The organism is Candidatus Desulfofervidus auxilii, assembly GCF_001577525.1.
Taxonomy (GTDB): domain Bacteria; phylum Desulfobacterota; class Desulfofervidia; order Desulfofervidales; family Desulfofervidaceae; genus Desulfofervidus; species Desulfofervidus auxilii.
Map to the genome: position 1 here is coordinate 1,254,820 of NZ_CP013015.1, position 26,042 is coordinate 1,280,861.

Sequence of the window (26,042 nt, forward strand, 5' to 3'; positions counted from 1 at the left end):
ATGGAAACTGGGAATTTCTGTTTTCCGTTTTCTATTTTCTTAACTATATTTTGTAGGTTTGACCCCAATTCCACTACATTTGACTATTTCATTCCCTCACTATTTCACTACTCACTGATTTAATGTTTTGGCATTAAGACATTTGGATTTCATTTGGTATTTGGATTTTGAAATTTGGATTTTTTATTTTTGTTAAATTACTTATGGCCTGACTTTGACGTACCCCTCCAAGGTTCATAATAGGCTTTTTCAAAAAATAAAGGTGCAAATTTTAAAAACCTTGTTTTATCCTATAACTTTTCCTATACTTACTTCATGTGGTGGCTTTATAATAGTAGTCTGTGGCTTGGTCTTTTACTCAGCCTCCCTTTAAGAAGATGGCAACCCAAGATGCAATATTATTTTTATTATCGTTTAGGGCGAACCTTAAGACAAGATTGGTCTGTTTCCTTGAGAGAAAAAAGACCTGTTTGGTTCCAAGCCCTTTCTGTGGGAGAGGTGTTTTCAGTAGTGCCTTTGGTAAAGGGTTTTTGTCAGCACTGGCCAGATGTGCCTGTTTTTTTTACTGCCAGCACCATGACTGGTCATAAAATAGCCATTAATCAGTTAAAACACACTGTTGCCGGAATTGGTTATTTCCCTTTGGATTTTCCTTCCAATATAAATTATTATCTTAAGATGATTAATCCCAGACTCATTGTTCTTACCGAGACCGATATTTGGCCTAATTTTTTGAAAATCACTAAGGAAAGAGAAATACCTTGTCTGCTGTTGAATGCACGCATTTCAGAGCGTTCTTATCGACGCTATAAATTGATAAGAAGCTGGTTTTCAGAGACTATAAATAGGCTCAGTTTTGTAGGTGTTCAAAGGCCAGAAGATGCTGAACGTTTTTTACACTTGGGTGTTTCTTCAGAAAAAATAAAAATTATGGGCAACCTTAAATTCGATAAACCTATTCCCCAAATAAATACTGCCTTAGTTATGCAACTTAAAGCAGAACTGGGTATTTCAAACTATCAACCTGTTTGGATTGCAGGTAGCACCCATCAGGGCGAAGACGAAATTATACTTAAGACACATAAGGCCCTGTTGCAATTTTTCCCAGAACTGTGTCTTATTATTGCCCCGAGACATCCTGAGCGTTTTGATACCGTAACTCAATTGGCCATAGATATGGGTTTTCGCACTAAAAGGCGCACCGAAGAAAAAGAGGGAAAGTGGGAAGTTATAGTCTTGGATACCCTAGGAGAATTAGCCCGTGTATATGCAGTGGCAGCATTTGTTTTTATTGGTGGGAGTTTGGTGCCTATAGGAGGACACAATCCTTTAGAGGCTGCAATATGGGGAAAACCAGTTATTTTTGGGCCTTTTATGTTTAACTTTAGTGAAATCGCCAAGCAAATGCTTAAGGAGAAAGCAGCCGTTCAGGTGAAAGAAAAAGAGATTTTTAACACTTGCCGTAATTTTTTGGAACAGCCAGAATTGGCTCATAAGATGGGTAAACGGGGAAAAACAATTATTGCAAATAATCAAGGAATAGTAAAGGAATATTTAAGGATCATAGAAAGGTATTTATGAATAGGTTTTGTTTTTTGGGTTGTATTCTTTTTTTTCTGTTAAGAGCTAGTATGGAAGAACAGTGTATACATATTGATTATAAAAATACCTCTTTATTTTTAAAAAAGACACATGGTTTAAAGGCCTTAGTGCTTATTCATGGAGGTAAGGCATCCACTGAAAGTGCTAAGGCAATGTGTGAACGTTATATCCCTGCCTTTCCTGAATATGACTTAATTTCTATAGATTACCGTTTTAGTGGTTTTGGTGGAAAAGAACTAGACGATGTAATAAATGGGATTAGGTATGCTCATTCTCTATCCATTCCTGAAGTTTATCTCTTAGGTGAAAGCCATGGGGGCTATCTTGCTTTAATGGCAGGGGCTAAAGAGAAAATAAGTGGTATTATAGATGCTTATGGAATAACAGATTTGATAGCCATGAAAGAATATACTGAAAAGGAAAATACTCAATTAAACACAGATTGGCAGGATTATATTCAGGCCACCTTAAAGGAATGTGCAAAAATAGGATTAGAGACTTGTTTAAAAAAACGTTCTCCTTATTTTGGGGCTTATAAAATTGAAGCACCAGTGTTGCTCTTACATGGCACTGAAGATGAAATTGTGCCTGTGAATCAAAGTGAACGGCTGGTGGAGCAATTTAGGCATACAGGTAAAAAGAATTTTAAATTTATTGCCTTGGCTGGCTATTCCCATGGTTTTTCTTTATTGGAAGGGAAGGTGTATCACATAATAAAAGACTTTTTAAATACCATAGATTAAAATGGCTTCTTTTTATCCTCTTTTTTATAAAATCACCCATGATGAGCCTGGTTACCATTTTTTAAAGGCAGTTGCCTATGGATTAAGTGGAGGTTATTTCTTAGGATTAAAGCTTCATCAATGGCTTTATAAAACAGGATGGTTGAAACAAAAATCAGTTCCCTGTCATACTATCAGTGTTGGAAATCTAGTATTGGGAGGAGTAGGTAAGACTCCTTTTACTATGTTTTTAGCAAGGCTTTTTAAAAATATGGGCAAGAAAGTAATGGTAGTTACTAGAGGATACAAAGGTCAAACAAATCACCCCTTAGTTTCTAATGGTTATAAGACCCTCTTAACTCCCTTAGAAGCTGGTGATGAGGCATATCTCCTAGCAAAAAATCTAAAGGGCATTCCCATAATAAGAGGGAAAAATCGTTATCAAGCTATTATGTCAGTCTTTAAAGATTTTTTACCAGATATCATTATTTTAGATGATGCCTTTCAGCATTATGCCCTAAAAAGAGATTTAGATATAGTGCTCCTCAGTGCCCATAGTCCTTTTGGTAAGGGGCATTTATTACCTCGGGGTAGATTCCGTGAGCCTATTTCTGCCTTAAATCGTGCCCAGGCAGTGGTCATTACCCATGTAAAAGAAGAAAACCAAGGGAAAAAACTAAAAAAGTTTTTAAAAAAGAGATTTCCAGATTTAACTGTCTTTACAGGTGATATAGAGATAGAAAAAATAGTTTCTATCCAAGGCAAAGAAATAGAGCTATCTGCCCTTTCTGATAAATGCCTTTTGGCATTTTGTGGTCTGGCTGAACCTGTTTATTTTTACCAAACTTGTAAGGATTTAAATTTGGGTATTACTCATTTTTTGAGTTATCCTGACCATCACCGTTATACTAAAAAAGATGTGTTACATTTGATTGAAATTGCTAAAAAAAATAAAATAGATACCTTGATTACTACTGAAAAAGACATGGTGAAGCTCTTAGCTTTTTCTCCCCTATTTACTGAAGCTAATTGCTCCATTCTTTATCCTTCTATAACTATGCATTTATATCAAATTGAGGCGTTTATTTCATGGATAAAGGGAAAATTAGGATTTTAGTGCGGGCTCCCAATTGGCTGGGCGATGCTATTATGGGCTTGCCTTTTTTAGAAAATTTACGCTATATCTATCCTCAAGCCCACATTGGGATATGGTGTAAACCTCATTTAAGGCCCATCTTTAAGGCCTATTCTAAAATTGACCAGGTCATCATTTATCCTAACAGTATCCTTTCTTTATTTAGGTATTTTTTAAAATTAAGATATTTTTCTGCCTGCATCCTGTTACCCAATTCCTTTTCTTCAGCCTTAAGCGCCTTTTTCAGTGGTATTCCCCAGAGAATAGGATATGCCACTGATGGACGTGATTTATTACTCACCCAGCGTTACCCACCTCCAGAGCAAGAGGCGTTACACCAGATTGATTATTATCTTCATCTTTTAAAATGTATGGGATATGAAGTAAAACACTGTATTCCCACTTTGAATACATTGCCAGAAGGAGAAGAAGAAGAGAAAAGATTAAGATTAAAATACCAATGGCAAAGAGATTACATTGTTTTTGCCCCTGGGGCAGCTTACGGATCGGCCAAGTGCTGGCCTGCTTTCTATTTTGCCAAATTAGCCAAAGAAATTAAAAAAACAGCCATAGAGGTATTAATATTAGGTAGTCAAAAAGATAAACCTATGGCAAAAAAAATCTTGGGATATTCAAAGGATAAAAAGGGGATTTATGACTTAACAGGTCTTACTTCCTTAGCTGGGGCAATGAGTATTATTAAAAAATCCATGTTAGTAATTAGCAATGATTCAGGACTTATGCACCTGACAGCCGCTTTAAAACATCCTCAGATTGCCATCTTTGGACCCACAAATCCCAAGAGGACAGCTCCTTATGGGAAGACTACAAAAATTATCTATCACCAAGTAGCCTGTGCTCCATGCAAATATCGTCAGTGTCCTAAAGACCACATTTGTATGCACCAGATTAAAGTTGAAGAAGTATTCAATGCAGTCCAGGATTTACTTTCTTGACAAGTTTGAAAAATACTTATAATTTCCCCATGATGTATGGTTATATTCAGATTTATACAGGTAATGGTAAGGGAAAAACCACTGCTGCCCTGGGGCTTGCCCTCCGTGCTGCAGGGGCAGGATTAAAGGTATTCATCGGTCAATTTTTAAAAAAACAAAGTAGTGAACAGGAAGCATTAAAGCGATTTGAAGACTTAATTAAAATAGAAACATACGGAGGACCAAAGCTTATAAAAACTCCCAGTGTTGAAGATAAAAAAAGGGCTGAAAAAGGATTCAAGGTCTGTATGGATAACATAAATTCTGGGAAATATGATGTAGTCATTTTAGATGAAATAAATGTAGCCATTCATTTAGGTGTTTTAAATGTTGAACAAGTGGTGGCTTTTCTTAAAAAAAGACTCAAAGGTGTGGAAATAATTTTAACGGGTCGTTATGCCCCTAAAGAGTTGATAGAAATAGCTGATTTGGTTACAGAAATGCGTGAGGTAAAACATTATTATCATAAGGGAATAAAGGCCAGAAAAGGAATTGAGTTTTAATGGAATATAAGGCAAAAGTAGAAAAGGCCGTCCGGTTTATTCAAGGAAAAACAGATTTTAAACCTCAGATAGCTATAATTTTGGGAACAGGCCTAGGTGGTATAGCTAATGTTATTTCCCCTCATATTATTATCCCTTATAGGGAAATTCCTTATTTTCCTGTTTCTACTGCTCCAAGTCACCAAGGACAGATTATTTTGGGCACTCTGGAAGGCAAAAATATCATGGCCTTTCAAGGACGGGTGCATTATTATGAAGGCTATTCTTTGCAAGAAGTAAGTTTTTCCACTAGGGTGGCGGCCTTAATAGGCACAAAAATCCTGATTATTTCCAATGCCGCTGGTGGATTAAACCCCCTTTTTAGGGAAGCAGATTTAATGGCTATTGTGGACCACATAAATCTAATGGGTGACAATCCCTTACGTGGTCAAAATATAGATGAATGGGGAGTGCGTTTCCCGGATATGGTAGAGCCCTATGATAAAAAATTAATTGATTTATTGGAAAAGGTGGCTTTAAAAGAAAGGATAAAATTGCAAAAGGGTGTTTATGTAGCCGTGGCTGGTCCGAGTTTAGAGACCGCGGCTGAAACTCGTTTTTTGAGATTGATAGGGGCAGATGCCGTAGGAATGTCTACTGTTCCAGAAGTGATTGCCGCTATTCATCATGGTTTGCGGGTTCTGGCCATTTCAGTTATTACCAATGTCAATCTTCCAGACAATTATCAACCTGCTCCCATAGAAAAGGTGGTTGCTACTGCCCAAAAGGCAGAGACCAAATTAACCAAGCTTATTTGTTGTTTTATTAAATCATTAGAAATATAAATGGAAAATTTAGATATTCTTGTTTCTGCTGAGTTTTTATTGACCTTAGAAGATGAAAATATATTGACAGATACAGCCGTGGGCATCAAAGGAGACACCATCGTTTCTGTAGGAAAAACGCAAAAACTTTTAGACCAATTTTTTCCTAAAAATCATTTCCATTATGAACATGGTTTGATTATGCCTGGTTTGATAAATGCCCATACCCACATCCCCATGACTCTATTTAGAGGATTGGCAGACGATTTACCCTTAATGACCTGGCTCAATAAATATATCTTTCCTTTGGAGAAAAAGCTCAAACCAGAATGGGTTTATTGGGGAGCACTTTTGGGTTGTGCTGAACTCATTATGTCAGGCACTACCTGTTTTTGTGACATGTATCTTTTTGCTGATGAAGTGGCCAAGGCCGCAGATAGGGCAGGATTGAGAGCAGTGGTAGGGGAGGTGCTCTATGATTTTCCCTCTCCTAATTATGGACCTATTGAAAATGGTTTTATTTATACAGAAACGCTTATCCAAAAATGGTCAAATCATCCCCTTATTAGTATTGCTGTAGAACCCCATGCTGTCTATACTTGTAGTCCTGAGTTACTTAAACAGGCCAAGAAAATAAGTGAAAAATACAATGTTCCTTATGTTATCCATCTGGCAGAGACTAAAACAGAAGTAGAAAAAACTAAAGAAAAATTTTATTGCACCCCTCCCCAACATTTAGCTAATCTTGGTATTTTAGATGAAACAGTAATTGCTGACCATTGTGTTTGGCTCACTGACTTAGATATAGAACTGATTGAAAAACATCAAGTTAAAGTGGTTCACAATCCCGAGAGCAATCTAAAATTGGCCTCTGGCATTGCCCCTATTCCTACTCTTTTATCTCAGGACATTACTGTAAGTTTAGGCACTGACGGTCCTGCTAGTAACAATGACTTAGATATGTTCTTAGAGATGGATACTGCAGCCAAGATGCACAAATTAAAACAGGAAAATCCTACCTTGATGCCTGCCTGGCAGGTATTGGCTATGGCCACAAAACAAGGGGCTAAGACCTTGGGAATGGGTGAAAAGATTGGGACTATAACTCCTGGTAAAAAAGCAGATTTGATTGTGTTAGACTTTAATCAGCCTCATCTTATACCTGTGTATAATCCTGTTTCTCATCTTGTGTATACTGCTAGCGGGAAGGATGTTTTGACCACTATTGTAAATGGAAAAGTGCTAATGGAAAACCGAAAAATACAGAATTTAGACTTAGAAGAAATTTATGGTCAGATAAAAGCCATTACTAGAGAATTTGGTTAAAAGGCAGAAGTGAAGTTGCCTCAAACTCCCACACTCAGGAACAGCTAAATAGTTGAAAATTTGGGAAATAATTCAGCTTGACAGGTTAACAAAAATTAACTAAATGGTTAACTATGCGAAAAAGGATTTTAGGTTTACTTTATCAAGAAAAGGATTTTGTCTCTGGTGAGGCCTTGAGCAAAAGACTTGGTATCTCCAGGGTGGGGGTGTGGAAGCATATTCAGGTTCTACGTAAAGAGGGGTATGTGATAGAGGCTTCAAATAAGGGATATCGGTTAATATCTGCACCTGATTTGCTCTTGCCAGAGGAATTGGCTGAGCTGGACAAAAAAGTCTATTATTTTGAGGAAGTTTCTTCCACTATGGATGTGGCCAGAAAGTTGGCTCAAAAGGGAGAAGAAGCCATAGTTATTGCTGAAACTCAAACAAAAGGGAAAGGGCGTCGGGGCAGGTACTGGCATTCAGGCAGAGGTGGCATTTATTTTTCTTTGATTTTAAAGCCAACAATAAATCCATCTCAGGCCCATTTGGTCAATTTACTTGCTGGGGTGGCTGTGGCAATTACCATAAGGAAGTTATTTAACATAAACGCTACGCTTAAATGGCCAAATGATGTGCTTATCAATGAAAAAAAAGTTTGTGGCATCCTAGCTGAAATGGAAGCTGAGGCAGATATAGTAAGGTTTATTATTTTAGGTATTGGTATAAATGTAAATAACAACATCTCTGATAGGATAAAAAGTGCTATTTCTTTGAGAGAAATCCTAGGAAAAGAAGTTTCTAAAAAGAAGCTATTTTTGCCCCTTATAAAGGAAATAGAAAAATTACAGTCCTTTTTAAACCAACCTAAGGTGCTTGTTAATAGATGGAAACGGCTTTCTTCTACACTTGGGCGTCATGTAAGGGTTATTATTCAAAATAAAATATTAGAAGGAGAGGCTATAGATATTGATAATGATGGTGCATTAATTTTAAAAACTAGTGATGAAGGTTTAAAAAGAGTGGTTGCTGGTGATTGCATACACTTACGTTAAAACATTTTTTATAATTTTATGGTTAACCCCCTTTTTTTTCTGGTTAACAAATGTCTATGCCCAGATATCTCTTCCCCCAATAGTAGTCACTGCCAGTAGACTCCCTCAACCCTCTACTGAGATTGGACGTGAAATAGAAATTATTGAGGCTGAGGAAATCAGACAGTTACCTGTCCATTCGGTGGATGAATTATTGGAATATTTTAGCAGTATAGATGTCCGCAATCGGGGGATTTCTGGTATTCAATCTGATTTTAGCCTGCGGGGAAGTAGTTTTGAGCAAGTGTTATTTCTGATAAATGGTATGCCTATAAATGACCCTCAAACTGGGCATCATCATGGTGATATTCCCATAACTCTGAGTGAGATTGACCGTATAGAAGTGGTCCTAGGTGGGGCAAGTGCCTTATACGGACATGGGGGATTTGGTGGAGTGATTAACATTATTACTAAAAAACAGACAAAACCTAAAATAAAGGTAAAATATGCTCATGGGGAGTATGACTATAATCTAGAGAAGATTGGACTTACCACGCCTACCTGGCAAGATAATCAATTGAGCCTTAATTGGGAACGTCAATTGAGTAATGGTTATCACATAAACACCGACTTTGACACTAAATTAGGTAACCTTTCTTTTAACAGCAAAAATTGGCAAATTTTTATGGGATTTTCTGATAAAAGATTTGGGGCAAATAGTTTTTATACTCCTAAATATCCCTGGCAATGGGAGCGCACCCAAACTCAATTATTTTTAACTAAAACCAAATTTCAAATAGGAAATATTCATTTCCAGCCCGCCTTTATTTATCGTAGACATGATGACCATTTTTTCTTAGATAGAAACAATCCTGATTTTTATCAAAATCACCATCATACCCATGTTTATAACTTCAGACTGCCTTTTAATAAGCAAATAGCCAATATAAAAATAGCAGGAGGAACAGAATTTTCCCGGGAAGATATAAAAAGTAATAGTTTAGGTAGTCATTTTCGCTGGCATGAGGGTATTTTTTTAAGTCTTAGCCCCGCTTTAGAAAAAATAAATACTAACTTGGACTTGCGCCTAGACCATTATTCTGAAGATTTAGGGACAGAATTTTCACATAACTTAAGCTTTGCTTATAAATTAAGACCTGATTTAAAATTAAGATGGGCTACTGGGCGTTCCTTCCGCATACCAAGTTTTACTGAACTTTACTACCAATCTCCAGCCAATATAGGTAATCCTGCTTTAAGAGCAGAACATGCTTGGCATTTAGAAAGTGGGATAGATATTTTTAAATCTAAATGGCAAGCAGGAGTGACCATATTTTACCGCTGGGGAAGAGATATAATTGATTGGGTGATGAAAGAAGGGTTCTGGCAGGCAGAAAACTTAACCAGAGTTAACACTTTTGGACTTAGCTTAAATTTCACTATTTGGTGGGATAAACATAGTTTAAGATTTGATTATACTTACTTAAACCAAAGTAGTAATCCTCAAGTTTATGCTAAATATTTGAACTATTTAAGGCATAAGACAGATTTTATTTTTCTTTCACATTGGCCAGGAAAGGTGGATACGAGTCTTGTTCTTTCTTATCAGAAACGTCTAGACCAAACTGCTTATCCTCTTTTAGATATAAAAATTAAAAAGATATTTAATTATAGTCATGGAAAGTGTTCTATTTTCATAGAGGGTAAAAATCTTTTAGATGCCGATTATGAAGATATAGGTGGGGTGCCCATGCCTGATGTATGGATTTGGGGAGGGATAGAAATCGAGATATTTTAAAATTACTTTATTATAGCCCACTTAAGAAGCTTTTTGCTGATTAAAAGCGGATTTTGGGAAAGTTTTTGAACATTCCCCGGAATTTTTAAAAGCTTTCCGAAAAAAAGACAAGGTAAGCTCCTCAAAACTGTAATAACTTTAAAAGAAAACCCACCTGCCTGTCCCCGCCTGCCTGCGGGCAGGCCCGCCTGCCGTCGGGCAGGCCCGCCTGCCGTCGGGCAGGGGCAGACAGGCCTGCCTGCCGGCAGGCAGGAATGTTTTTAAAGATTAACGCCTAATTTTTGGGGAATGTTCACTATGCTTAATGTAGAAATTTTTGTAACTGGATGTTTTTTTAGGATAATATATCCTACATTGGCTGTGAACGGTCAGAGGGAAATTAGTTTGCCTTTGTTTCTTATTTCTAATCCGTTTATGTTTCTCTTTTAATACTCCACCGTGAGGAGAGGACAACTTATCTGTTTTAATCTGATATTAAGAGAAAAGCTATGTTAAAATTTAAAAAAACAGGGGTGATAAAAATGGGAAAGACATTGACCCAAAAGATTTTAGAAGCGCACTTAGTTTCAGGGAAGTATAAACCAGGTGAGGAAATAGCTATTGCTATAGATCAAACTCTAACCCAGGATGCTACTGGGACTATGTGTTATTTACAGTTTGAGGCCATGGGTATTCCCCGCGTAAAGACCAAACTTTCAGTGAGTTATATTGACCACAACACTATCCAAGCAGGTTTTGAGAATCCTGATGACCACAAATATCTTCAAACCATAGCGGCTAAATATGGCATCATCCTTTCTAGGGCAGGCAATGGTATCTGCCACCAAGTGCACCTAGAACGTTTTGCCAAACCAGGGGAAACCCTATTGGGCTCAGACAGTCACACCCCCACCGCAGGTGGAGTAGGAATGGTAGGTATTGGTGCTGGTGGATTGGATGTAGCCGTAGCCATGGCCGGAGGTCCTTTTTGTATGGTTTGTCCTAAAGTAATTAGGGTGAATCTTAGGGGAAAATTACCCCCCTGGGTAAGTGCCAAGGATGTAGTGTTAAAGGTGTTAGAAATATTTGGCACAAAAGGCAATGTGGGTTGCGTGTTTGAATATACCGGTGAAGGAGTCAAGTATCTAACCGTGCCTGAACGGGCCACTATTACTAATATGGGTGCAGAATGTGGAGTAACGTTTTCTATTTTTCCCAGTGATGAGAACACCAGAAAATTTTTAAGGGCACAGGCCAGAGAGATCAACTGGACGTCCCTTTCACCTGATGAAGATGCTCATTATGATAAAGAGGTAGAAATTAATTTAAGTGAGCTGGTTCCGCTCATTGCCTGTCCACATAGTCCTGGTAATGTTAAAAAGGTAGAAGAAGTAGCAGGGATCTCAGTAGATCAAGTTTGTATTGGTAGTTGCACCAATTCTTCTTATCGAGATTTGATGATTGTGGCTCAAATCCTGGATGGTAAAAAGTGCCATCCTGATGTCAGTTTTGTAGTGGCACCAGGTTCCAGGCAGGTCTTACGCATGCTGGCTAAAAATGGTGCTTTGGATAAGCTAGTTGCGGCTGGAGCCAGAATTGCGGAATGTGCCTGTGGCTTTTGTATTGGAAACAGTCAAGCCCCCAGGAGTAACGGAATTTCACTGCGCACTATAAATCGTAATTTTTTAGGCCGGTGTGGCACAAAAACCGCTCAAGTCTATTTAGTAAGTCCTGAGACTGCGGCAGCAGCGGTAATTACCGGACAAATAACCGACCCCCGCACATTGGATATAACTTATCCTGAGATTGAGATGCCAGAACAATTTTTAATTGATGATGCTATGTTTATCCATCCTGCTTCTGAGCCAGAAAAGATTGAGATTTACCGCGGTCCTAATATTGGGGAACCACCTAAAAATGAGCCTATGCCAGAAAAGATAGAGGGTGTTGTCACTATAAAAGTAGGAGATGAAATTACTACTGACCACATTATTCCTGCGGGTAGCCGCATGAAGTATCGTTCAAATGTGCCCAAATATGCCGAGTTTGTATTTGAAGTAATTGACCCTGAATTTCATAAACGCGCCAAGACATATAAAGAACAGGGGAAACACAATGTCATTGTAAGTGGTTTGAGTTATGGGCAGGGTTCATCCAGAGAACATGCTGCCATTTGTCCTATGTATTTAGGTGTAAAGGCTGTTATTGGCAAGTCCTTTGAACGAATCCATGCCGCTAATTTAGTGAATTTTGGTATAGCTCCCTTATTGTTTAAAAATCCAGCGGATTATGACGCCATTGAGCAAGGTGATGAATTGGAGATCCCTAGTATTAGGGAAAAAATAAAGGCAGGAGAAGATTTAGTAGTAGAGAATAAGACCAAGGGCACAAAGTTTGAAGTTACCTATCAATTATCAGAAAGGGAAAAACAAATATTATTAGCAGGTGGGACTTTGGCCTACATGAAAGGTAAAGCTTAGGAGGAATGATTATGAAGATTACAGATATAATGACTAAAGATTTGGTGAGAGTTGAGGAAAACACTGCGATTGCCTGGGTAATTTCCAAAATGAAACACTTTAAGATTCGTTCTTTAATTGTAGAAAGGGTGGATAAAAATGAACCTTATGGGATGATTACTGTCAGAGACGTCGTCTATAAGGTGATTGCCAAAGGTTTAGACCCTGAAACAGTGGAAGTAAAGGATATCATGAGTGAACCTGCTGTTTATGTTTCTTCTGATATGGACGTAAAGAAAGTAGCCCAGTTTATGGCAGAAAAAGGAGTGTCCCGGGTATTGGTAAAAAAAGAAGATAAGTTAGTAGGCATTGCCAGTTTATTAGATATTCTTAAGGCATTTTGAGGAGGTAAGATTATGGCACAAAAGGCTATTAGAGAATATGATGCCAAAAAGTTACTGGCTAAGTATTTCTCTGAAAAAGGTTTAGACTACCCCTTTAAGGCAGTGTTAATTACGCCAGATTCAAAATGGAAAGAAGTAGAGAAAGAGCACCCTTGGCTAAAAAAAGAAAAGTTAGTGGTTAAACCTGATCAACTCTTTGGTAAAAGGGGAAAACATGGCTTGGTATTGGTCAATGCTTCTTTAAAGGAAGTCAAGGATTGGATTAAGGAAAGAATGGAAAAAGAAGTAACCATTGGTAAAATTTCTGATAAGTTAACTCACTTTTTGATAGAGCCATTTATTCCTCATGAAAGTGAGTATTATTTGGCCATAACCATGGAAAGAGAAGGAGATAGAATTTATATGTCTGATGAAGGAGGAGTAGAAATTGAAGAGATATGGGATAGGGTAAAACAAGTATCTGTGCCTGTTTTAGGAGACAAGAAAAATTTAAAAAAGCTTATTGGAAAAAACCTACCTAAAGGTATTGTGGAAAAAGAAAGCTTTGTTCAATTTGCAATAAACATTTATCAATTTTTTACTGATTATCACTTTACTTATTTGGAATTTAACCCCCTCACTATCAAAGATAATATGCTCTATCCCCTGGATACAGTGGCGCGTCTGGATGACACAGCCCATTTTGAGTGTGCGGAAAAATGGGGGGATATTGAATTTCCCACGCCTTTTGGACGAAAATACAGACCAGAAGAACGTTATATTCAAAAATTGGATGCTGCTAGTGGGTCTTCTTTAAAGCTTACCATCTTAAATCCCCACGGACGCATCTGGACCATGGTGGCTGGAGGTGGTGCAAGTGTAGTCTATACAGATACTGTATCTGATTTGGGTTTTGCCCATGAATTGGGAAATTATGGGGAATATAGTGGTAATCCTACTACCGATGAAACATATGAATATGCCAAGACCATTTTAGATTTGATGACTAGAGAACCCGATAAAGAAGGAAGACCAAAGGTGCTTATTATTGGAGGTGGAATTGCCAATTTTACTGATGTGGCCAAGACCTTTGATGGCATTATCAAGGCATTGGAAGATTATGCGGATAGGTTAAAGGCAGTTAATGCCAAGATTTATGTGCGTCGAGGTGGCCCCAATTATGAAAAAGGACTGGTCAGGATAAGAGAGGCTTGTGAAAGACTAGGTTTGCCCATTGATGTCTATGGTCCAGAGGCCCATATGACTAGGGTAGTGAAGTTAGCTTTAGAAGAAAAAGCTGCTTAAGGAGGTTAATGATGCAGCCACAAAAACCAGATTATTTATTATTTGATAGAAATACCCAAGCTATTTTTTATGGGTATCAGGTAAGGGCCATTCAAAGGATGTTGGATTTTGACTATATCTGCCAAAGGGAAACACCCAGTGTAGCCGCCATTGTTGCCCCTACCAGAAATAATGGTCTTCATAAGTGTTTTTTTGGTAATAAAGAAATTTTAATCCCTATTTATCGCCATTTTGAAGAAGCAGTAACCAAACATCCTCAAGCAGATGTAGTGATTAATTTTTCTTCTTATCGCTCTGCCTATCCCACTACCATGCAGGCCTTGGAAACAGATTCTATTCGCACCATTGCCATTATAGCTGAGGGTATACCAGAAAGATATGCCAGAGAAATGGCTGCCATTGCTAAAGAAAAGGGCAAATGGATTATTGGTCCTGCCACCGTGGGAGCCATTGTGGCTGGGGCATTCAAGATTGGGAATGCCGCAGGCACCTTAGAAAACATTATTCGCTGCAAGCTTTATAGACCAGGGACAGTGGGATTTGTTTCTGTCTCAGGTGGTCTTTTTAATGAGTTAAACAATATCATTTCTCAGGCCACAGATGGTGTGTATGAAGGTGTAGCCATTGGTGGTGACCTCTATCCTGGTTCTACTTTTATTGACCATTGTCTCAGGTATGAAGCCAATCCTGATATAAAGATGATTGTGCTTTTAGGAGAATTGGGTGGGACAGATGAATATATGGTTGTGGAAGCTATAAAAAGAGGTGAGATATCTAAGCCAGTGGTTGCTTGGTGTATTGGCACTTGCACTAAACTATTCCCAGGAGAAGTGCAGTTTGGTCATGCTGGGGCCAGAGCCAGAACTGAACTGGAGACTGCAGACGCTAAAAACAAAGCATTAAAAGATGCAGGTGCCATTGTTCCCAAGTCCTTTGATGAGTTGAGAAGGGTAATTAGAGAAACCTTTAATGAATTAAAAAAGAAAGGGCTTATCCCTGAAATTTCAGAACCAGAGCCTCCGCCTGTGCCTGAAGACTTTACCAATGCTCTAGCTAAAGGCACAGTCAGAAGACCAACAAATTTCATCTGCACTGTTAGCGATGAACGTGGAGAAGATGTTTTGTATGGAGGTGTGCCTTTAACAGAAGTAATTGAGAAAAATTATAGTTTAGGTGAGGTAATAGGACTTCTATGGTTAAAATGCAAGTTGCCTAAGTGGGCCAGTAATTTTATAGAAATGTGTTTAAAAATCGTAGCTGACCACGGTCCTTGTGTTTCTGGTGCACATAATGCCATTGTTACGGCTAGAGCAGGAAAGGATTTGATTTCTTCTTTGGTTAGCGGACTTTTAACCATCGGTCCCCGTTTTGGAGGGGCCATTGATGGTGCTGCTTATTATTTCCGTAAATTCTATAATGAAAATAAGACATCACGACAAATGGTAGATGAGATGAAGGCAGCAGGTATTCTCATTCCAGGTATTGGTCATAGGATAAAAAGTGTGCGGAATCCAGACAAAAGAGTGGAATTGTTAAAAAATTATGCTAAAACACAATTTCCACAAACAAGATACCTAAACTTTGCCTTAGAAGTAGAAAAGATTACTACTGCCAAACGGGGAAATTTGATTCTGAATGTAGATGGTTGTATCGGGGTGCTATTCGTAGATATGCTTAATAGCTGTGGTTTTAGCTCAGAAGAAATAGATGAAATTATTGAAGCAGGCACCTTAAACGCCATCTTTGTTCTAGGTAGGAGCATGGGTATTATTGCCCATGTTTTGGACCAGAAACGTTTAAAATCAGGTCTTTATCGTCATCCATGGGATGATGTGTTGTTTAGAGTTGAGCCACCCAAGGTAATTGGAGGTTAGATGGAAGAAAGGCCAAGAGTGGCAATCTATATGCGGATAGCGGCCAAAAAGCATTTGTCTTACTTAGAGAAACAAAAGGAAAAATTATGCAGATATTGCCAAAAGAAAGGATATGAAGTCGCCTTAGAAGTAGCTGAAATCGCAAGTGGCATTAATGAAAAAAGAAAGGGATTGCAAAGATTGATGAATGCAGCTAAACGAGGTGAGTTTGAAAAGATTGTGGTAGAGAGTAAAGACCGTTTAGCCCGATTTGGTGTAAGCTATCTCTACGCCTATTTCATTAAGTGCGGTGTAAAGATTGAAATACCTAATAAAACAAAGGATTGGGAACAAACAGAGGAATTGATAGATGATTTAGTAAGTATGGTTAGGTTTTTAACCAATAAAATTTATGAGTTAAAAAAGGAGGAAACTTATGATAGAAGCAATTGAAAGAGCAAAGCAACATTTTGGAAAATTATTGGAAGAACAGCTTGAAAGAATTGAACGGATGAAAAAAGGAGAAGATTGGATTGATTATTCTACGTTAAAACCTATTATAATAGGGTTTATTAGCGGTGATGGCATTGGGCCATATATTACTAAAGAAGCCAAACGTGTGTTAGAATTTCTTTTAAAAGATGAACTTGAAAATGGAACAGTTAAATTGAATGTGATAGAGGGTCTTACTATAGAGAACCGGGCAAAGGCCATGAAGGCCATACCCGATGATGTCTTGGATGAGATTAAAAAATGCCATGTTTTACTAAAAGGACCATTATACACGCCAAAGAAAGGAGATAAATGGCCTAATATTGAAAGTGCAAATGTGGCCATGCGACGGGAGCTTGACTTATTTGCCAATGTAAGACCAGTGAAAGTGCCAAGTGAAGGGATAGATTGGATATTTTTCAGAGAGAATACAGAAGGAGAATATGTGCTAGGGAAAAGAGGGATAAATGTCACTGAAGACCTGGCTGTTGATTTTAAAGTCATCACTACCCAAGGTGCTGAAAGAATTATAAGAATGGCCTTTGATTATGCCAAGAAAAACAAAATTAATAAAGTAACCGTAGTAACCAAGGCAAATGTGGTGAAGACTACCGATGGCAAGTTCCTTTCTGTGGCTGAACAAATAGCACAGGAATATCCTGAAGTAGAATGGGATGACTGGTTTATTGACATTATGGCAGCTAAATTGGTAGACCCTAAAAGGAGGACCCAATTTAGAGTGGTGGTGTTGCCTAATCTTTATGGAGATATAATTACAGATGAAGCAGCAGAGTTTCAAGGAGGTGTGGGAACAGCGGCAGGGGCCAATATTGGTAAGAGATATGCCATGTTTGAAGCCATCCACGGCACAGCTCCCAGGATGGTGGAAGAAGGAAGGGCCCAATATGCTGACCCCTCCAGTTTATTGCGAGCTACTGCTATGCTTTTAAACCATATTGGTTTCTTAGATAAGGCCAAGAGGTTGGAAATGGCCTTGGATATTTGTGGTCAATATGAAAAGAAACTGGTAATTACAGGAAGGGCAGACGGGGCTACGGGAGCAGACTTTGCCGATTATTTAATGGAAACCATTCAAGAACCTAATTTAGAGAGTAAATGGCAAAGTTATCAATAAAAAAGGAGAGAAGTATGAAAAGACATAAAGTAAGTATTATTGGGGCAGGGGCAGTAGGCGCTATAGTCGCCCAGAATTTAGCTCAAAGGGATGCTGCTGATATTGTGCTTTTAGATGTAGCTGAGGGAATACCACAAGGAAAGGCCCTTGATCTGTTACACGCATCACCAATATATAAATTCCATGGAGTAATTGAGGGAACTAATGATTATACTTCAACTGTGGATTCCAATATAGTAGTTATTACTGCTGGGATGCCACGTAAACCAGGGATGTCTCGAAAGGATTTGCTTTCTACCAATGTAAACATTACGAGGAATGTGGTCCATGAGGCGATGAAATATTCACCTGAGGCGGTTATTATGGTGGTAGCCAATCCTGTAGATGTCCTAACACATATAGCCTATAAAAAAAGCGGTTTGCCAAGAAACCGGGTAATAGGATTGTCAGGTACTTTGGATTCTATTAGGCTTCAAAGTTTTATTGCTCAAGCAGTGGGGGTTTCAGCCGAGGATGTGATGGCTATGGTGATTGGAGCACATGGCAAAGATAATATGCTTCCTTTAATGCGGTTGGCCAATGTATGTGGAATTCCCGTAAAAGAATTGCTGGATGAAGAGACCCTAGAAAAGATAGAAAAAAGAACCAGAGAGGCAGGGGCAGAAGTAGTTTCTTTATTAAAAACACGCAGTGCCTTTTATGGTCCTGGGGCTATCGTAGCTGAGATGATTGAGGCTATCCTTAAAGATAGAAATAAAGTCTTCCCTGCTGCTGTGTTTCTTACCGGAGAATATGGTATCCAAGATTGCACCCTAGCGGTGCCTGTAATATTGGGTAAAAATGGGATAAAGAAGATTTTAGAAATAAACCTTACTGAAGAAGAAAAGGCAAGCTTACATGCAGCAGCCCAAGCAGTAAAGGAAATGCTAGCTAGTATAGAATTATGAGAGAAATTGCAGTAACAGAGATAACTAAATTGATAAAAAGGCTTTGTATAGAAAGTTGTATTTCCCTTAATGAAGATATAATTAAGGTAATAAAACGAGCTGAAGAAAAGGAGGAATCAGAAATAGGTAAAAAAGTGATAAAACAATTGTTAAATAATGAGGAAGTGGCCAAAAAGGAAAGAATTCCTCTTTGCCAAGATACAGGTGTAACCTTGGTTTATTTAGAAATAGGACAAGATGTTCACTTTATAGGAGGAGATTTAAAAAGAGCTATTCAAGAAGGAGTAAGGCAGGGTTATAAGGAAGGATATTTACGGAAATCGGTGTGTCATCCCTTGAGTAGGGAGAATACAGGTGATAATACACCTGCTATTGTCCATTTTGAAATAGTGGCTGGTGACAAAGTGAAGATTATGGTTATGCCCAAAGGAGCTGGTAGTGAAAATATGTGCACCGCCACGGTGTTGACACCAGCGGCCGGACTTAAAGGTATTGAACAATTTGTCTGCCAAACCATAGAAAGAGCAGCAGTTAATACTTGTAGCCCGTTAATTGTAGGGGTAGGTATTGGAGGCACCATAGATAAAGCAGCCTTTTTAGCCAAAAAGGCATTATTACGTCCTATTGGCGAGAGGGCAAGAGATAAAACTTTGGCAAAATTAGAAGAGAAGTGGCTAGAAATGTTTAACAATTTGGGCTATGGTCCTTTGGGTTTAGGAGGAAGAGTTACTTGTTTGGATGTTCATATAGAAACTCATCCTTGCCATATTGCTAGCCTACCTGTAGGGGTAAATGTGCAGTGTCATGCCCATAGGTTGAAGACCATAGTAATTTAATAGTTTAAGGAAATTAAATGGGATTTACCTTAACATATAAAGGTTTTTATTTTTTAATCCGCTATATTTCTTGGTGGTGTGCGGTCACGCACAGGCAGGGGGGCGAAACACTACCTCCTAACTAAAAATTTTTAAAGAGGATGATATGCAAATCAAGACGCCTTTAAGGGATGAATTATTGCTTAATTTAAAGGCTGGGGATGAAGTGTTTATTAGTGGGACTGTTTATACGGCGAGGGACGCTGCCCATAAAAGGTTAGTTGAATTGATTAAAAAAAATGAGCCATTACCCTTTTCTTTAAAGGGGCAAATTATCTATTATGTAGGGCCTACCCCAGCTCCACCAGGCCGTCCCATTGGATCCGCTGGTCCTACTACTAGTTCTCGTTTGGATGTTTATACCCCTACTTTGTTAGCTGCTGGCCTAAAAGGCATGATTGGTAAAGGTAAAAGAAGTAAAGAAGTGATAGAAGCTATTAAGAAATATAAGGCCATTTACTTTGTAACTATAGGAGGGGCAGGGGCATTACTGTCTCAATGTATTTATGAGGCCAAAATCATTGCCTATCCCGAACTAGGAGCAGAGGCTATTTATGAATTAAAGGTGAAAAGGTTGCCTTTGTTTGTGGCTAATGATATAGAGGGAAACGATTTATATGAAATGGGAAGGAGGTTGTATCAACTTGCGCCTTGTCCTTAAAAAAAACAAACACATTTTACAAAAAATAGAAGAAATCAGTGGCGAAAATGTATTTGCTTGTTATCAATGTGGGATGTGCACTGCTGGTTGCCCTATGGTTTCAGAGATGGATGTATTACCAAATCAGGTAATTAGATTATTACAATTAGGGGCCATGGAAGAAGTAATCAATACTCGCACAGTTTGGTTATGCGCATCTTGTTATACCTGTGGAGCCAGGTGTCCAAAAGGAGTAAATTTGTCTAGGCTAATGGAGGCCATAAGGTTGATGATCTTAAGAGAGCAAAACCAAGATTATGTAAAAATAGAGAAAATAGTAAAAGAGTCTTTACCACAAATTGCTTTAATCAGTGCCTTAAGAAAGTTTACGAGTTAAAGACAGATGAGAGAAGATAGAAGTCAGAAAACAGAGAATTTAATCTATTTCCCTGGTTGCACTTTAAAGACTACGGCAAAACCTTTAGAAGACTCTGCCCTAAAGGTGGCTGAGGCCTTAGGGATGGAGATAAAGGAAATGCCCCAATGGTATTGCTGTGGAACAGTTTATTCTTTAGCTCAGGACGATTTGATAAAACAATTGGCTTCTATAAGAAATCTTATTCTGGTCCAAACTTTGGGCCATAATGAAATAATGACCTTATGTTCTATGTGCTACAATACTTTAGCCCAGAGCAACTTGTTGGTAAGAAAAGATGAAAAAAAATTAGAAAAAATCAATCAATTTATCTCTGAGCAACCAGATTATAAAAGAGAGATAGAAGTAAAACACTTTTTAACTTTATTAAAAAAAGTAGGGACTGAGAAAATTAAAGAAGTAGTGAAAAATGGACTTTCAGGGCTAAGAATTGCCTGTTATTATGGTTGCTTATTATTACGCCCCAAAGAAGTAGGGATAGATAATTATGAGCAACCAACTATTTTAGAAGAATTGATGGAAAGTTTGGGGGCAACCCCGGTTTATTTCCCCTATCAAACTGAATGTTGTGGTTCATATCATACAGCCATTAAACCAGAAATAGTTGCCCGCAGGGTTTATCATATTTTAGAAAATGCCAGAGAAAATAGGGCAGAATTAGTAGTTACTAGTTGTCCCCTTTGTTATTTTAACTTAAAAGATAGGCAAAAAAATATAAAAAAGATTTATCCTGATTTTAAAAAAATACCAGTGAGATATTTTACTGAAATAATGTCACAGGCGCTGGGAGTTTAGATGAGAATAGGTGTTTTTGTCTGCCATTGTGGGAGAAATATTGCCGGAAGTGTGGATGTGAAAAAAGTTGTAGATGAAATTAGTCATATAAAAGATGTAGTCCTTTGTATGGATTATATCTATCTTTGCAGTGAGCCTGGTCAACTTACCATCCAAGAAAAGATTAAAGAATTAAATCTTACTCATATAGTTATTGCCGCTTGCACTCCTGCTTTGCATGGAGTGACTTTTGGCCGGGCGGTAGAAGCGGCTGGTCTCAATCGTTATCTCCTTGAAATTGCTAACATCCGAGAACAATGTTCTTGGGTGCACCAACATCATCCAGAAAAAGCCACAAAAAAGGCTATCTGTTTGATTAAAGGGGCATTAGCTAAGCTAAAAAATGCTCAACCGCTAAAACCCATAAAGGTCCCTTTAACCCGCAAAGTTTTAGTAATTGGTGGTGGCATAGCAGGGATTAGGGCAGCCTTGGATATCGCTCAAGGGGGGATTGAAGTTTATCTTGTGGAAAAAACTCCTTCTTTGGGTGGGCACATGGCCCAATTGAGTGAGACCTTTCCTACTTTGGATTGTTCCTCTTGTATTTTAACTCCACTGATGGTAGAAGCAGCTCATCATAAAAATATCCATGTTTTTACCTATACTGAGGTAAAAAGAGTAGAAGGGGTGATTGGTAATTTTAAAGTGACATTAGAAAAGAAGCCTCGCTATGTCATCCCAGAAAAATGCACCGGATGTAATGATTGTGTAGATGTCTGTCCGGTGATTGTGCCCAATGAATTTGACCAAGGTCTGGGAGCCAGAAAGGCCATTTATGTGCCCTTTCCTCAGGCCGTACCTCTAGTTTATACCATTGATTTAGAGCATTGTCTAAATGATGAAAAGTTAATTGTTTGCGAGCAGTGTTTTAAGGCCTGTGGGCCCAAGGCCATCAACTTTCTTATGGAACCTGAGGAGGTAGAAATTGAAGTCGGTTCTATTGTAGTAGCTACAGGATATGAATTATTACCTTTGGAAAATTTAAAGGAATATGGTGGGGGCGAATATGAAGATGTAATCACTAGTCTTGATTTTGAACGTCTGGCTTCTGCTTCTGGCCCTACAGGAGGAGTGATAAAAAGACCTTCTGATGGCAAAGTGCCAAAGTCTGTAGTATTCATCCAATGTGCCGGCTCCAGAGACCAAGAACATGGTCGTCCCTATTGTTCTAAAATTTGTTGCATGTACACAGCAAAACATGCCTTGACATATAAACATCTGGTGCCTGAGGGAGAAGCCTGTGTTTTCTACATTGATGTGCGGGCAGCAGGTAAGCGTTATGAAGAATTTGTGCAAAGGGTTATGGGTGAAGAAAGAGTGCTTTATTTGAGGGGCAAGGTTTCTAAGGTCTTTCGGCATAATGAGAAGATGATAGTTTCAGGGGTAGATACCTTAAGTGGAAAACCCGTAGAGATTGAAGCCGATTTGGTAGTAGTGGCTCCAGCTATTGTTCCTTCTAAAAAGGCACAAGAGTTAGCAAAGCTATTAAAGGCACCTGTAGATGAATTTGGTTTTATGAGTGAGATTCATCCCAAATTGAGACCGGTTGAATCTGTGAGTTTAGGTGTTTATCTAGCAGGGGCTGTCCAAGCCCCAAAGGATATTTCTGAGACAGTTGCGCAGGCCAGTGCCGCTGCCAGTAAGGTGTTATCTCTGCTTTCTCAGCCCGAGGCTTCTTTAGAACCCATTGTGGCCCATGTAAATGAAGAATTATGCAAGGCATGTAGACTTTGCCAGAAGGCCTGTCCGTTTAAGGCCATTACCATGGTGGGAAAGGGGAAAAAGAGACACGCTAAGGTAGAAGAGGCATTGTGTCAAGGATGTGGGGTTTGTATGGCAATTTGTGAAGAACATGCCATAAATGTGGCCGGATTTACCTATGAACAATTGTCAATGCAATTAAGGGCATTATTAGAGGATAGAATAAATGAGAATGAGAAAGCCGTTAAATCTGGCTAAATTTAAAGTTCCCAAAGGAAAGGTAGTTATCTTTGCCGAACGTTGTAAGGGATGTAAGTTATGTATTGAATATTGTCCTAAAGAAATTTTAGAACTTTCTCATGATTATAATGAAAAGGGGTATCACTATCCAGTGGTAAAGCTAGGGATGGAAAACGAGTGTATCCTATGTTTATTTTGCCAAGAAGTATGCCCTGATTTTGCAATTTTTATAGAAAAACAGGAGTAAAATATGGCTAAAGACGTATTAACTGGAATTCACTTTTTAAGTGGTAATTATGCTTGTGTAGAAGGAGCAATAGCGGCTGGGTGCCGTTTTTATGCTGGTTACCCTATCACTCCTTCCAATGAAATTGCCGAAAGGATGTCTGTTAGAATAGTTCAAGTGGGGGGCATCTATATCCAGATGGAAGATGAGTTGGGTTCTATGGCTGCCTTGGTAGGTGCAAGTTGGGGTGGAGCTAAACCCATGACTGCTACTTCTGGCCCTGGTTTTAGCCTAATGCAAGAAAATATTGGTTTGGCTGCCATGACAGAAACACCTTGTGTAGTAGTCAATGTGCAAAGAGGAGGTCCTTCTACTGGATTACCTACCATGGTTGGACAAGCCGATGTAATGCAAGCCAGATGGGGAAGTCATGGAGATTATGAAATCATTGCCCTTGCTCCCTCCTCCTCACAAGAATGTTTTGATTTTACCATTAAAGCCTTTAATCTAGCAGAAAGATGGCGGGTTCCAGTGATTGTATTGATGGACGAAGTAGTGGGTCATATGTGGGAGAAAGTGATTATTCCTAAAAAAGAAGAAATAAAATTGTTGTTTAGAAGAACACCTACGACCCCACCAGAGAAATTTAAACCATTTAAGCCTAAAAAAGACTTAGTCCCTGAAATGGCCATTGCTGGTACAGGATATAGGGTCCATGTTACAGGACTTACCCATGATGAAAGGGGCTATCCAGCCACAATTCCCGAAGCACAGGCAAGGCTTGTAAAGAGATTGGTAGAAAAGATAAGAAAAAATGCTAAAAAAATTATTGAATATGAAGAATACAAAATGAAAGATGCAGAAGTTGTAATTGTAAGTTATGGTATTTCTGCCCGAATTGCCTATCAGGCAGTAGACTGGGCTAGGGACAAAGGAATAAAAGCAGGTCTTTTAAAGTTAATAACAGTTTGGCCATTTCCAGAAGAAAAAATTAAAAGGCTTTCTAAAAAGGTAAAGGCATTGATTACAGTGGAGATAAACTTTGGTCAGATATTTTTTGAGGTAGAAAGGTGTGCCAAAGGAAATTGTCTCTGTTTATTAGTGAGTCATGCTGGTGGTACTACCCATAAACCTGAAGATGTCCTTTCTGTAATAGAGGAGGCAATAAAATGAAACCATTAGAGAAAAAACACCCTCTTGAGGTCCTTATTCGTACCGAAAGAATGCCTCATATCTTTTGTTCTGGTTGTGGAATTGGGACAGTACTTACTAGTTTTGTAGAGGCACTTCTTGAAAGTGAATTAAACTTAGATAAAGTAGCAGTATGTTCAGGTATTGGTTGTTCAAGTAGAGTGCCAGGATATCTTAAATTAGATGGTTTTCATACTACTCATGGTCGTTCTGTTGCCTTTGCTACGGGGTTAAAATTGAGTAATCCTGAGTTAACTGTATTTATCTTTGCTGGAGATGGAGATTTAGTGGCCATAGGAGGCAATCACTTAATCCATGCTGCTAGAAGAAACATTGATATGAAAGTAATTTGTATAAATAATTTTAATTATGGAATGACCGGAGGGCAGAGTGGACCAACCACCCCTCTTACAGCAAGAACAACCACAAGTATGTATGGAACGTTTGAGGAACCCTTTAATCTGGTTCATCTTATGTGGGCCTGTGGAGCAGTGTATGTTGCACGTTGGACAGCAGCTCATCCACATTATATAAAACGCTCCATATCAGAAGCATTAGAAAGACCTGGATTTTGTTTCATAGAAGTGATCACACCTTGCCCTACCAATTGGGGAAGAAGAAATAAGATGCGTACTGGTATTGATATGACAAAGTTTTTCCTTGAAAGGACAGTGGTAAAGGTGAATCCCGAGCCAACAGAAGCTGGTATTGATATGAAAAATCCCATTGTATGTGGAGTATTTGTTGATAAAGAAAGGCCTGATTTTATTGAAGCATTAAAAGAACAGGTGGGAAAGAAGGTGAAAGTTTATGAATTCAGAGGAGATGGAAAGGCAGAACCCCCAGAAGTGCCTTTAAAAATTTCGCCAAAGCCTCTTTTTAAAAAGAAATTAAAAGACATTTATAGGGTAAAGATTGCTGGCCTTGGTGGTCAAGGTATGGGCCTTTTAGGTTTGATTATTGGGAGGGCAGCTACTGTTTTTGATGGAAATGAAGCCCTTTATTCACAGGAATACGGGCCAGAGGCTAGAGGTGGAGCATCAAGTGCAGCTATCATTATTTCTGAAAAAAAGGTAGATGTCCCTTATTTTGCCAAACCTGATGTTTTAATCATAATGGCTCAGGCGGCTTTTAGAAAATATAAAAAATTCCTCCATCCTGGCTCTATTCTGATTGTAGATAGTGAGTTAGTAAAAGTAACGGATATACCTGAAGGGGTAAAGGTTTATAAGTTACCTGCTACCCGAATGGCAGAAAAACTTGGCAGAAGTATTGTGGCCAATATAGTAATATTGGGATTTTTTACGGCTATTACAGATATTATTAGTCTTAAAGCAGCCAAAGAGGCACTTAAGATATCTGTGCCCAAAGGGACTGAGGAATTCAATTTAAAGGCTTTTGAAAACGGTTATGATTATGGCAAAGGGATAAAAAAAGAAGGAGAGTGAA

The 26,042-nt window shown here is 38.5% G+C and carries 24 protein-coding genes; all 24 read left to right on the forward strand.

Annotated features, from left to right (window positions below):
- Positions 1-315 precede the first annotated feature (315 nt).
- The 24 genes from HS1_RS06290 (at position 316) to HS1_RS13630 (ending at position 26,041) form a co-directional block, all read left to right on the forward strand.
- Positions 316-1,581 (forward strand): 3-deoxy-D-manno-octulosonic acid transferase, encoded by a 1,266-nt coding sequence (locus HS1_RS06290; protein ID WP_082757674.1) that lies wholly within the window; start codon positions 316-318, stop codon positions 1,579-1,581.
- Complete coding sequence (locus HS1_RS06295; protein ID WP_066062488.1) at positions 1,578-2,345, forward strand: alpha/beta hydrolase family protein; 768 nt, start codon at positions 1,578-1,580, stop codon at positions 2,343-2,345. Before HS1_RS06290 ends, HS1_RS06295 begins: the two co-directional genes overlap by 4 nt.
- Position 2,346: 1 nt before the next feature.
- Positions 2,347-3,441: a tetraacyldisaccharide 4'-kinase gene (lpxK, locus tag HS1_RS06300; protein ID WP_066062491.1), complete on the forward strand. Its 1,095-nt coding sequence runs from the start codon at positions 2,347-2,349 to the stop codon at positions 3,439-3,441.
- Positions 3,414-4,415, forward strand: a complete 1,002-nt coding sequence (waaF, locus tag HS1_RS06305) for a lipopolysaccharide heptosyltransferase II (RefSeq protein ID WP_066062494.1) — start codon at positions 3,414-3,416, stop codon at positions 4,413-4,415. The genes lpxK and waaF overlap by 28 nt, the downstream gene beginning before the upstream one ends.
- 32 nt (positions 4,416-4,447) lie before the next feature.
- The gene (gene cobO, locus HS1_RS06310; protein ID WP_066066473.1) at positions 4,448-4,957 is read left to right on the forward strand and encodes a cob(I)yrinic acid a,c-diamide adenosyltransferase; all 510 of its coding nucleotides are present in this window, start codon (positions 4,448-4,450) and stop codon (positions 4,955-4,957) included.
- Positions 4,957-5,781, forward strand: a complete 825-nt coding sequence (locus tag HS1_RS06315; RefSeq protein WP_066062497.1) for a purine-nucleoside phosphorylase — start codon at positions 4,957-4,959, stop codon at positions 5,779-5,781. Before cobO ends, HS1_RS06315 begins: the two co-directional genes overlap by 1 nt.
- Entirely contained in the window at positions 5,782-7,086 is a 1,305-nt protein-coding gene (locus HS1_RS06320) for an amidohydrolase family protein (protein ID WP_066062500.1), read from the forward strand.
- 113 nt (positions 7,087-7,199) lie between these two features.
- Positions 7,200-8,120 (forward strand): biotin--[acetyl-CoA-carboxylase] ligase, encoded by a 921-nt coding sequence (locus tag HS1_RS06325; protein ID WP_066062503.1) that lies wholly within the window; start codon positions 7,200-7,202, stop codon positions 8,118-8,120.
- Positions 8,098-9,897 (forward strand): TonB-dependent receptor plug domain-containing protein, encoded by a 1,800-nt coding sequence (locus HS1_RS06330; protein ID WP_066062506.1) that lies wholly within the window; start codon positions 8,098-8,100, stop codon positions 9,895-9,897. Before HS1_RS06325 ends, HS1_RS06330 begins: the two co-directional genes overlap by 23 nt.
- A 521-nt stretch (positions 9,898-10,418) precedes the next feature.
- Complete coding sequence (locus HS1_RS06335) at positions 10,419-12,356, forward strand: aconitate hydratase (protein WP_066066475.1); 1,938 nt, start codon at positions 10,419-10,421, stop codon at positions 12,354-12,356.
- A gap of 11 nt (positions 12,357-12,367) precedes the next feature.
- A complete protein-coding gene (locus tag HS1_RS06340; protein WP_066062509.1) occupies positions 12,368-12,739 on the forward strand; it encodes a CBS domain-containing protein in 372 nt (123 codons plus the stop codon).
- A gap of 12 nt (positions 12,740-12,751) precedes the next feature.
- On the forward strand, positions 12,752-14,023 hold the full coding sequence (locus tag HS1_RS06345) for an ATP citrate lyase citrate-binding domain-containing protein (RefSeq protein WP_066062512.1): 1,272 nt from the start codon (positions 12,752-12,754) through the stop codon (positions 14,021-14,023).
- Positions 14,024-14,031: 8 nt separating this feature from the next.
- The gene (locus HS1_RS06350; protein ID WP_245670035.1) at positions 14,032-15,897 is read left to right on the forward strand and encodes a citrate/2-methylcitrate synthase; all 1,866 of its coding nucleotides are present in this window, start codon (positions 14,032-14,034) and stop codon (positions 15,895-15,897) included.
- On the forward strand, positions 15,898-16,329 hold the full coding sequence (locus HS1_RS06355) for an IS607 family transposase (protein WP_066062519.1): 432 nt from the start codon (positions 15,898-15,900) through the stop codon (positions 16,327-16,329). It abuts the gene before it with no gap.
- Positions 16,313-17,503 (forward strand): isocitrate/isopropylmalate family dehydrogenase, encoded by a 1,191-nt coding sequence (locus HS1_RS06360; RefSeq protein ID WP_066062522.1) that lies wholly within the window; start codon positions 16,313-16,315, stop codon positions 17,501-17,503. Before HS1_RS06355 ends, HS1_RS06360 begins: the two co-directional genes overlap by 17 nt.
- A gap of 14 nt (positions 17,504-17,517) precedes the next feature.
- The gene (gene mdh, locus HS1_RS06365) at positions 17,518-18,450 is read left to right on the forward strand and encodes a malate dehydrogenase (protein ID WP_066062525.1); all 933 of its coding nucleotides are present in this window, start codon (positions 17,518-17,520) and stop codon (positions 18,448-18,450) included.
- Positions 18,447-19,286, forward strand: coding sequence for a fumarate hydratase (locus tag HS1_RS06370; protein ID WP_066062528.1), 840 nt, complete (start codon positions 18,447-18,449; stop codon positions 19,284-19,286). The genes mdh and HS1_RS06370 overlap by 4 nt, the downstream gene beginning before the upstream one ends.
- Positions 19,287-19,431: 145 nt before the next feature.
- Positions 19,432-19,986 carry a Fe-S-containing hydro-lyase gene (locus HS1_RS06375; RefSeq protein ID WP_066062531.1) on the forward strand — a complete coding sequence of 185 codons (555 nt, stop codon included), beginning with the start codon at positions 19,432-19,434 and terminating at the stop codon, positions 19,984-19,986.
- Positions 19,970-20,362, forward strand: coding sequence for a 4Fe-4S dicluster domain-containing protein (locus HS1_RS06380; protein ID WP_082757679.1), 393 nt, complete (start codon positions 19,970-19,972; stop codon positions 20,360-20,362). Before HS1_RS06375 ends, HS1_RS06380 begins: the two co-directional genes overlap by 17 nt.
- A gap of 6 nt (positions 20,363-20,368) precedes the next feature.
- A complete protein-coding gene (locus HS1_RS06385) occupies positions 20,369-21,196 on the forward strand; it encodes a CoB--CoM heterodisulfide reductase iron-sulfur subunit B family protein (RefSeq protein ID WP_066062534.1) in 828 nt (275 codons plus the stop codon).
- Complete coding sequence (locus HS1_RS06390) at positions 21,197-23,194, forward strand: CoB--CoM heterodisulfide reductase iron-sulfur subunit A family protein (RefSeq protein WP_066062537.1); 1,998 nt, start codon at positions 21,197-21,199, stop codon at positions 23,192-23,194.
- Positions 23,169-23,423 carry a 4Fe-4S dicluster domain-containing protein gene (locus tag HS1_RS06395; protein ID WP_245669931.1) on the forward strand — a complete coding sequence of 85 codons (255 nt, stop codon included), beginning with the start codon at positions 23,169-23,171 and terminating at the stop codon, positions 23,421-23,423. The genes HS1_RS06390 and HS1_RS06395 overlap by 26 nt, the downstream gene beginning before the upstream one ends.
- 3 nt (positions 23,424-23,426) lie before the next feature.
- Positions 23,427-24,575, forward strand: coding sequence for a 2-oxoacid:acceptor oxidoreductase subunit alpha (locus HS1_RS06400; protein WP_066062543.1), 1,149 nt, complete (start codon positions 23,427-23,429; stop codon positions 24,573-24,575).
- Entirely contained in the window at positions 24,572-26,041 is a 1,470-nt protein-coding gene (locus tag HS1_RS13630; RefSeq protein WP_082757681.1) for a 2-oxoacid:acceptor oxidoreductase family protein, read from the forward strand. The genes HS1_RS06400 and HS1_RS13630 overlap by 4 nt, the downstream gene beginning before the upstream one ends.
- Position 26,042 lies beyond the last annotated feature (1 nt).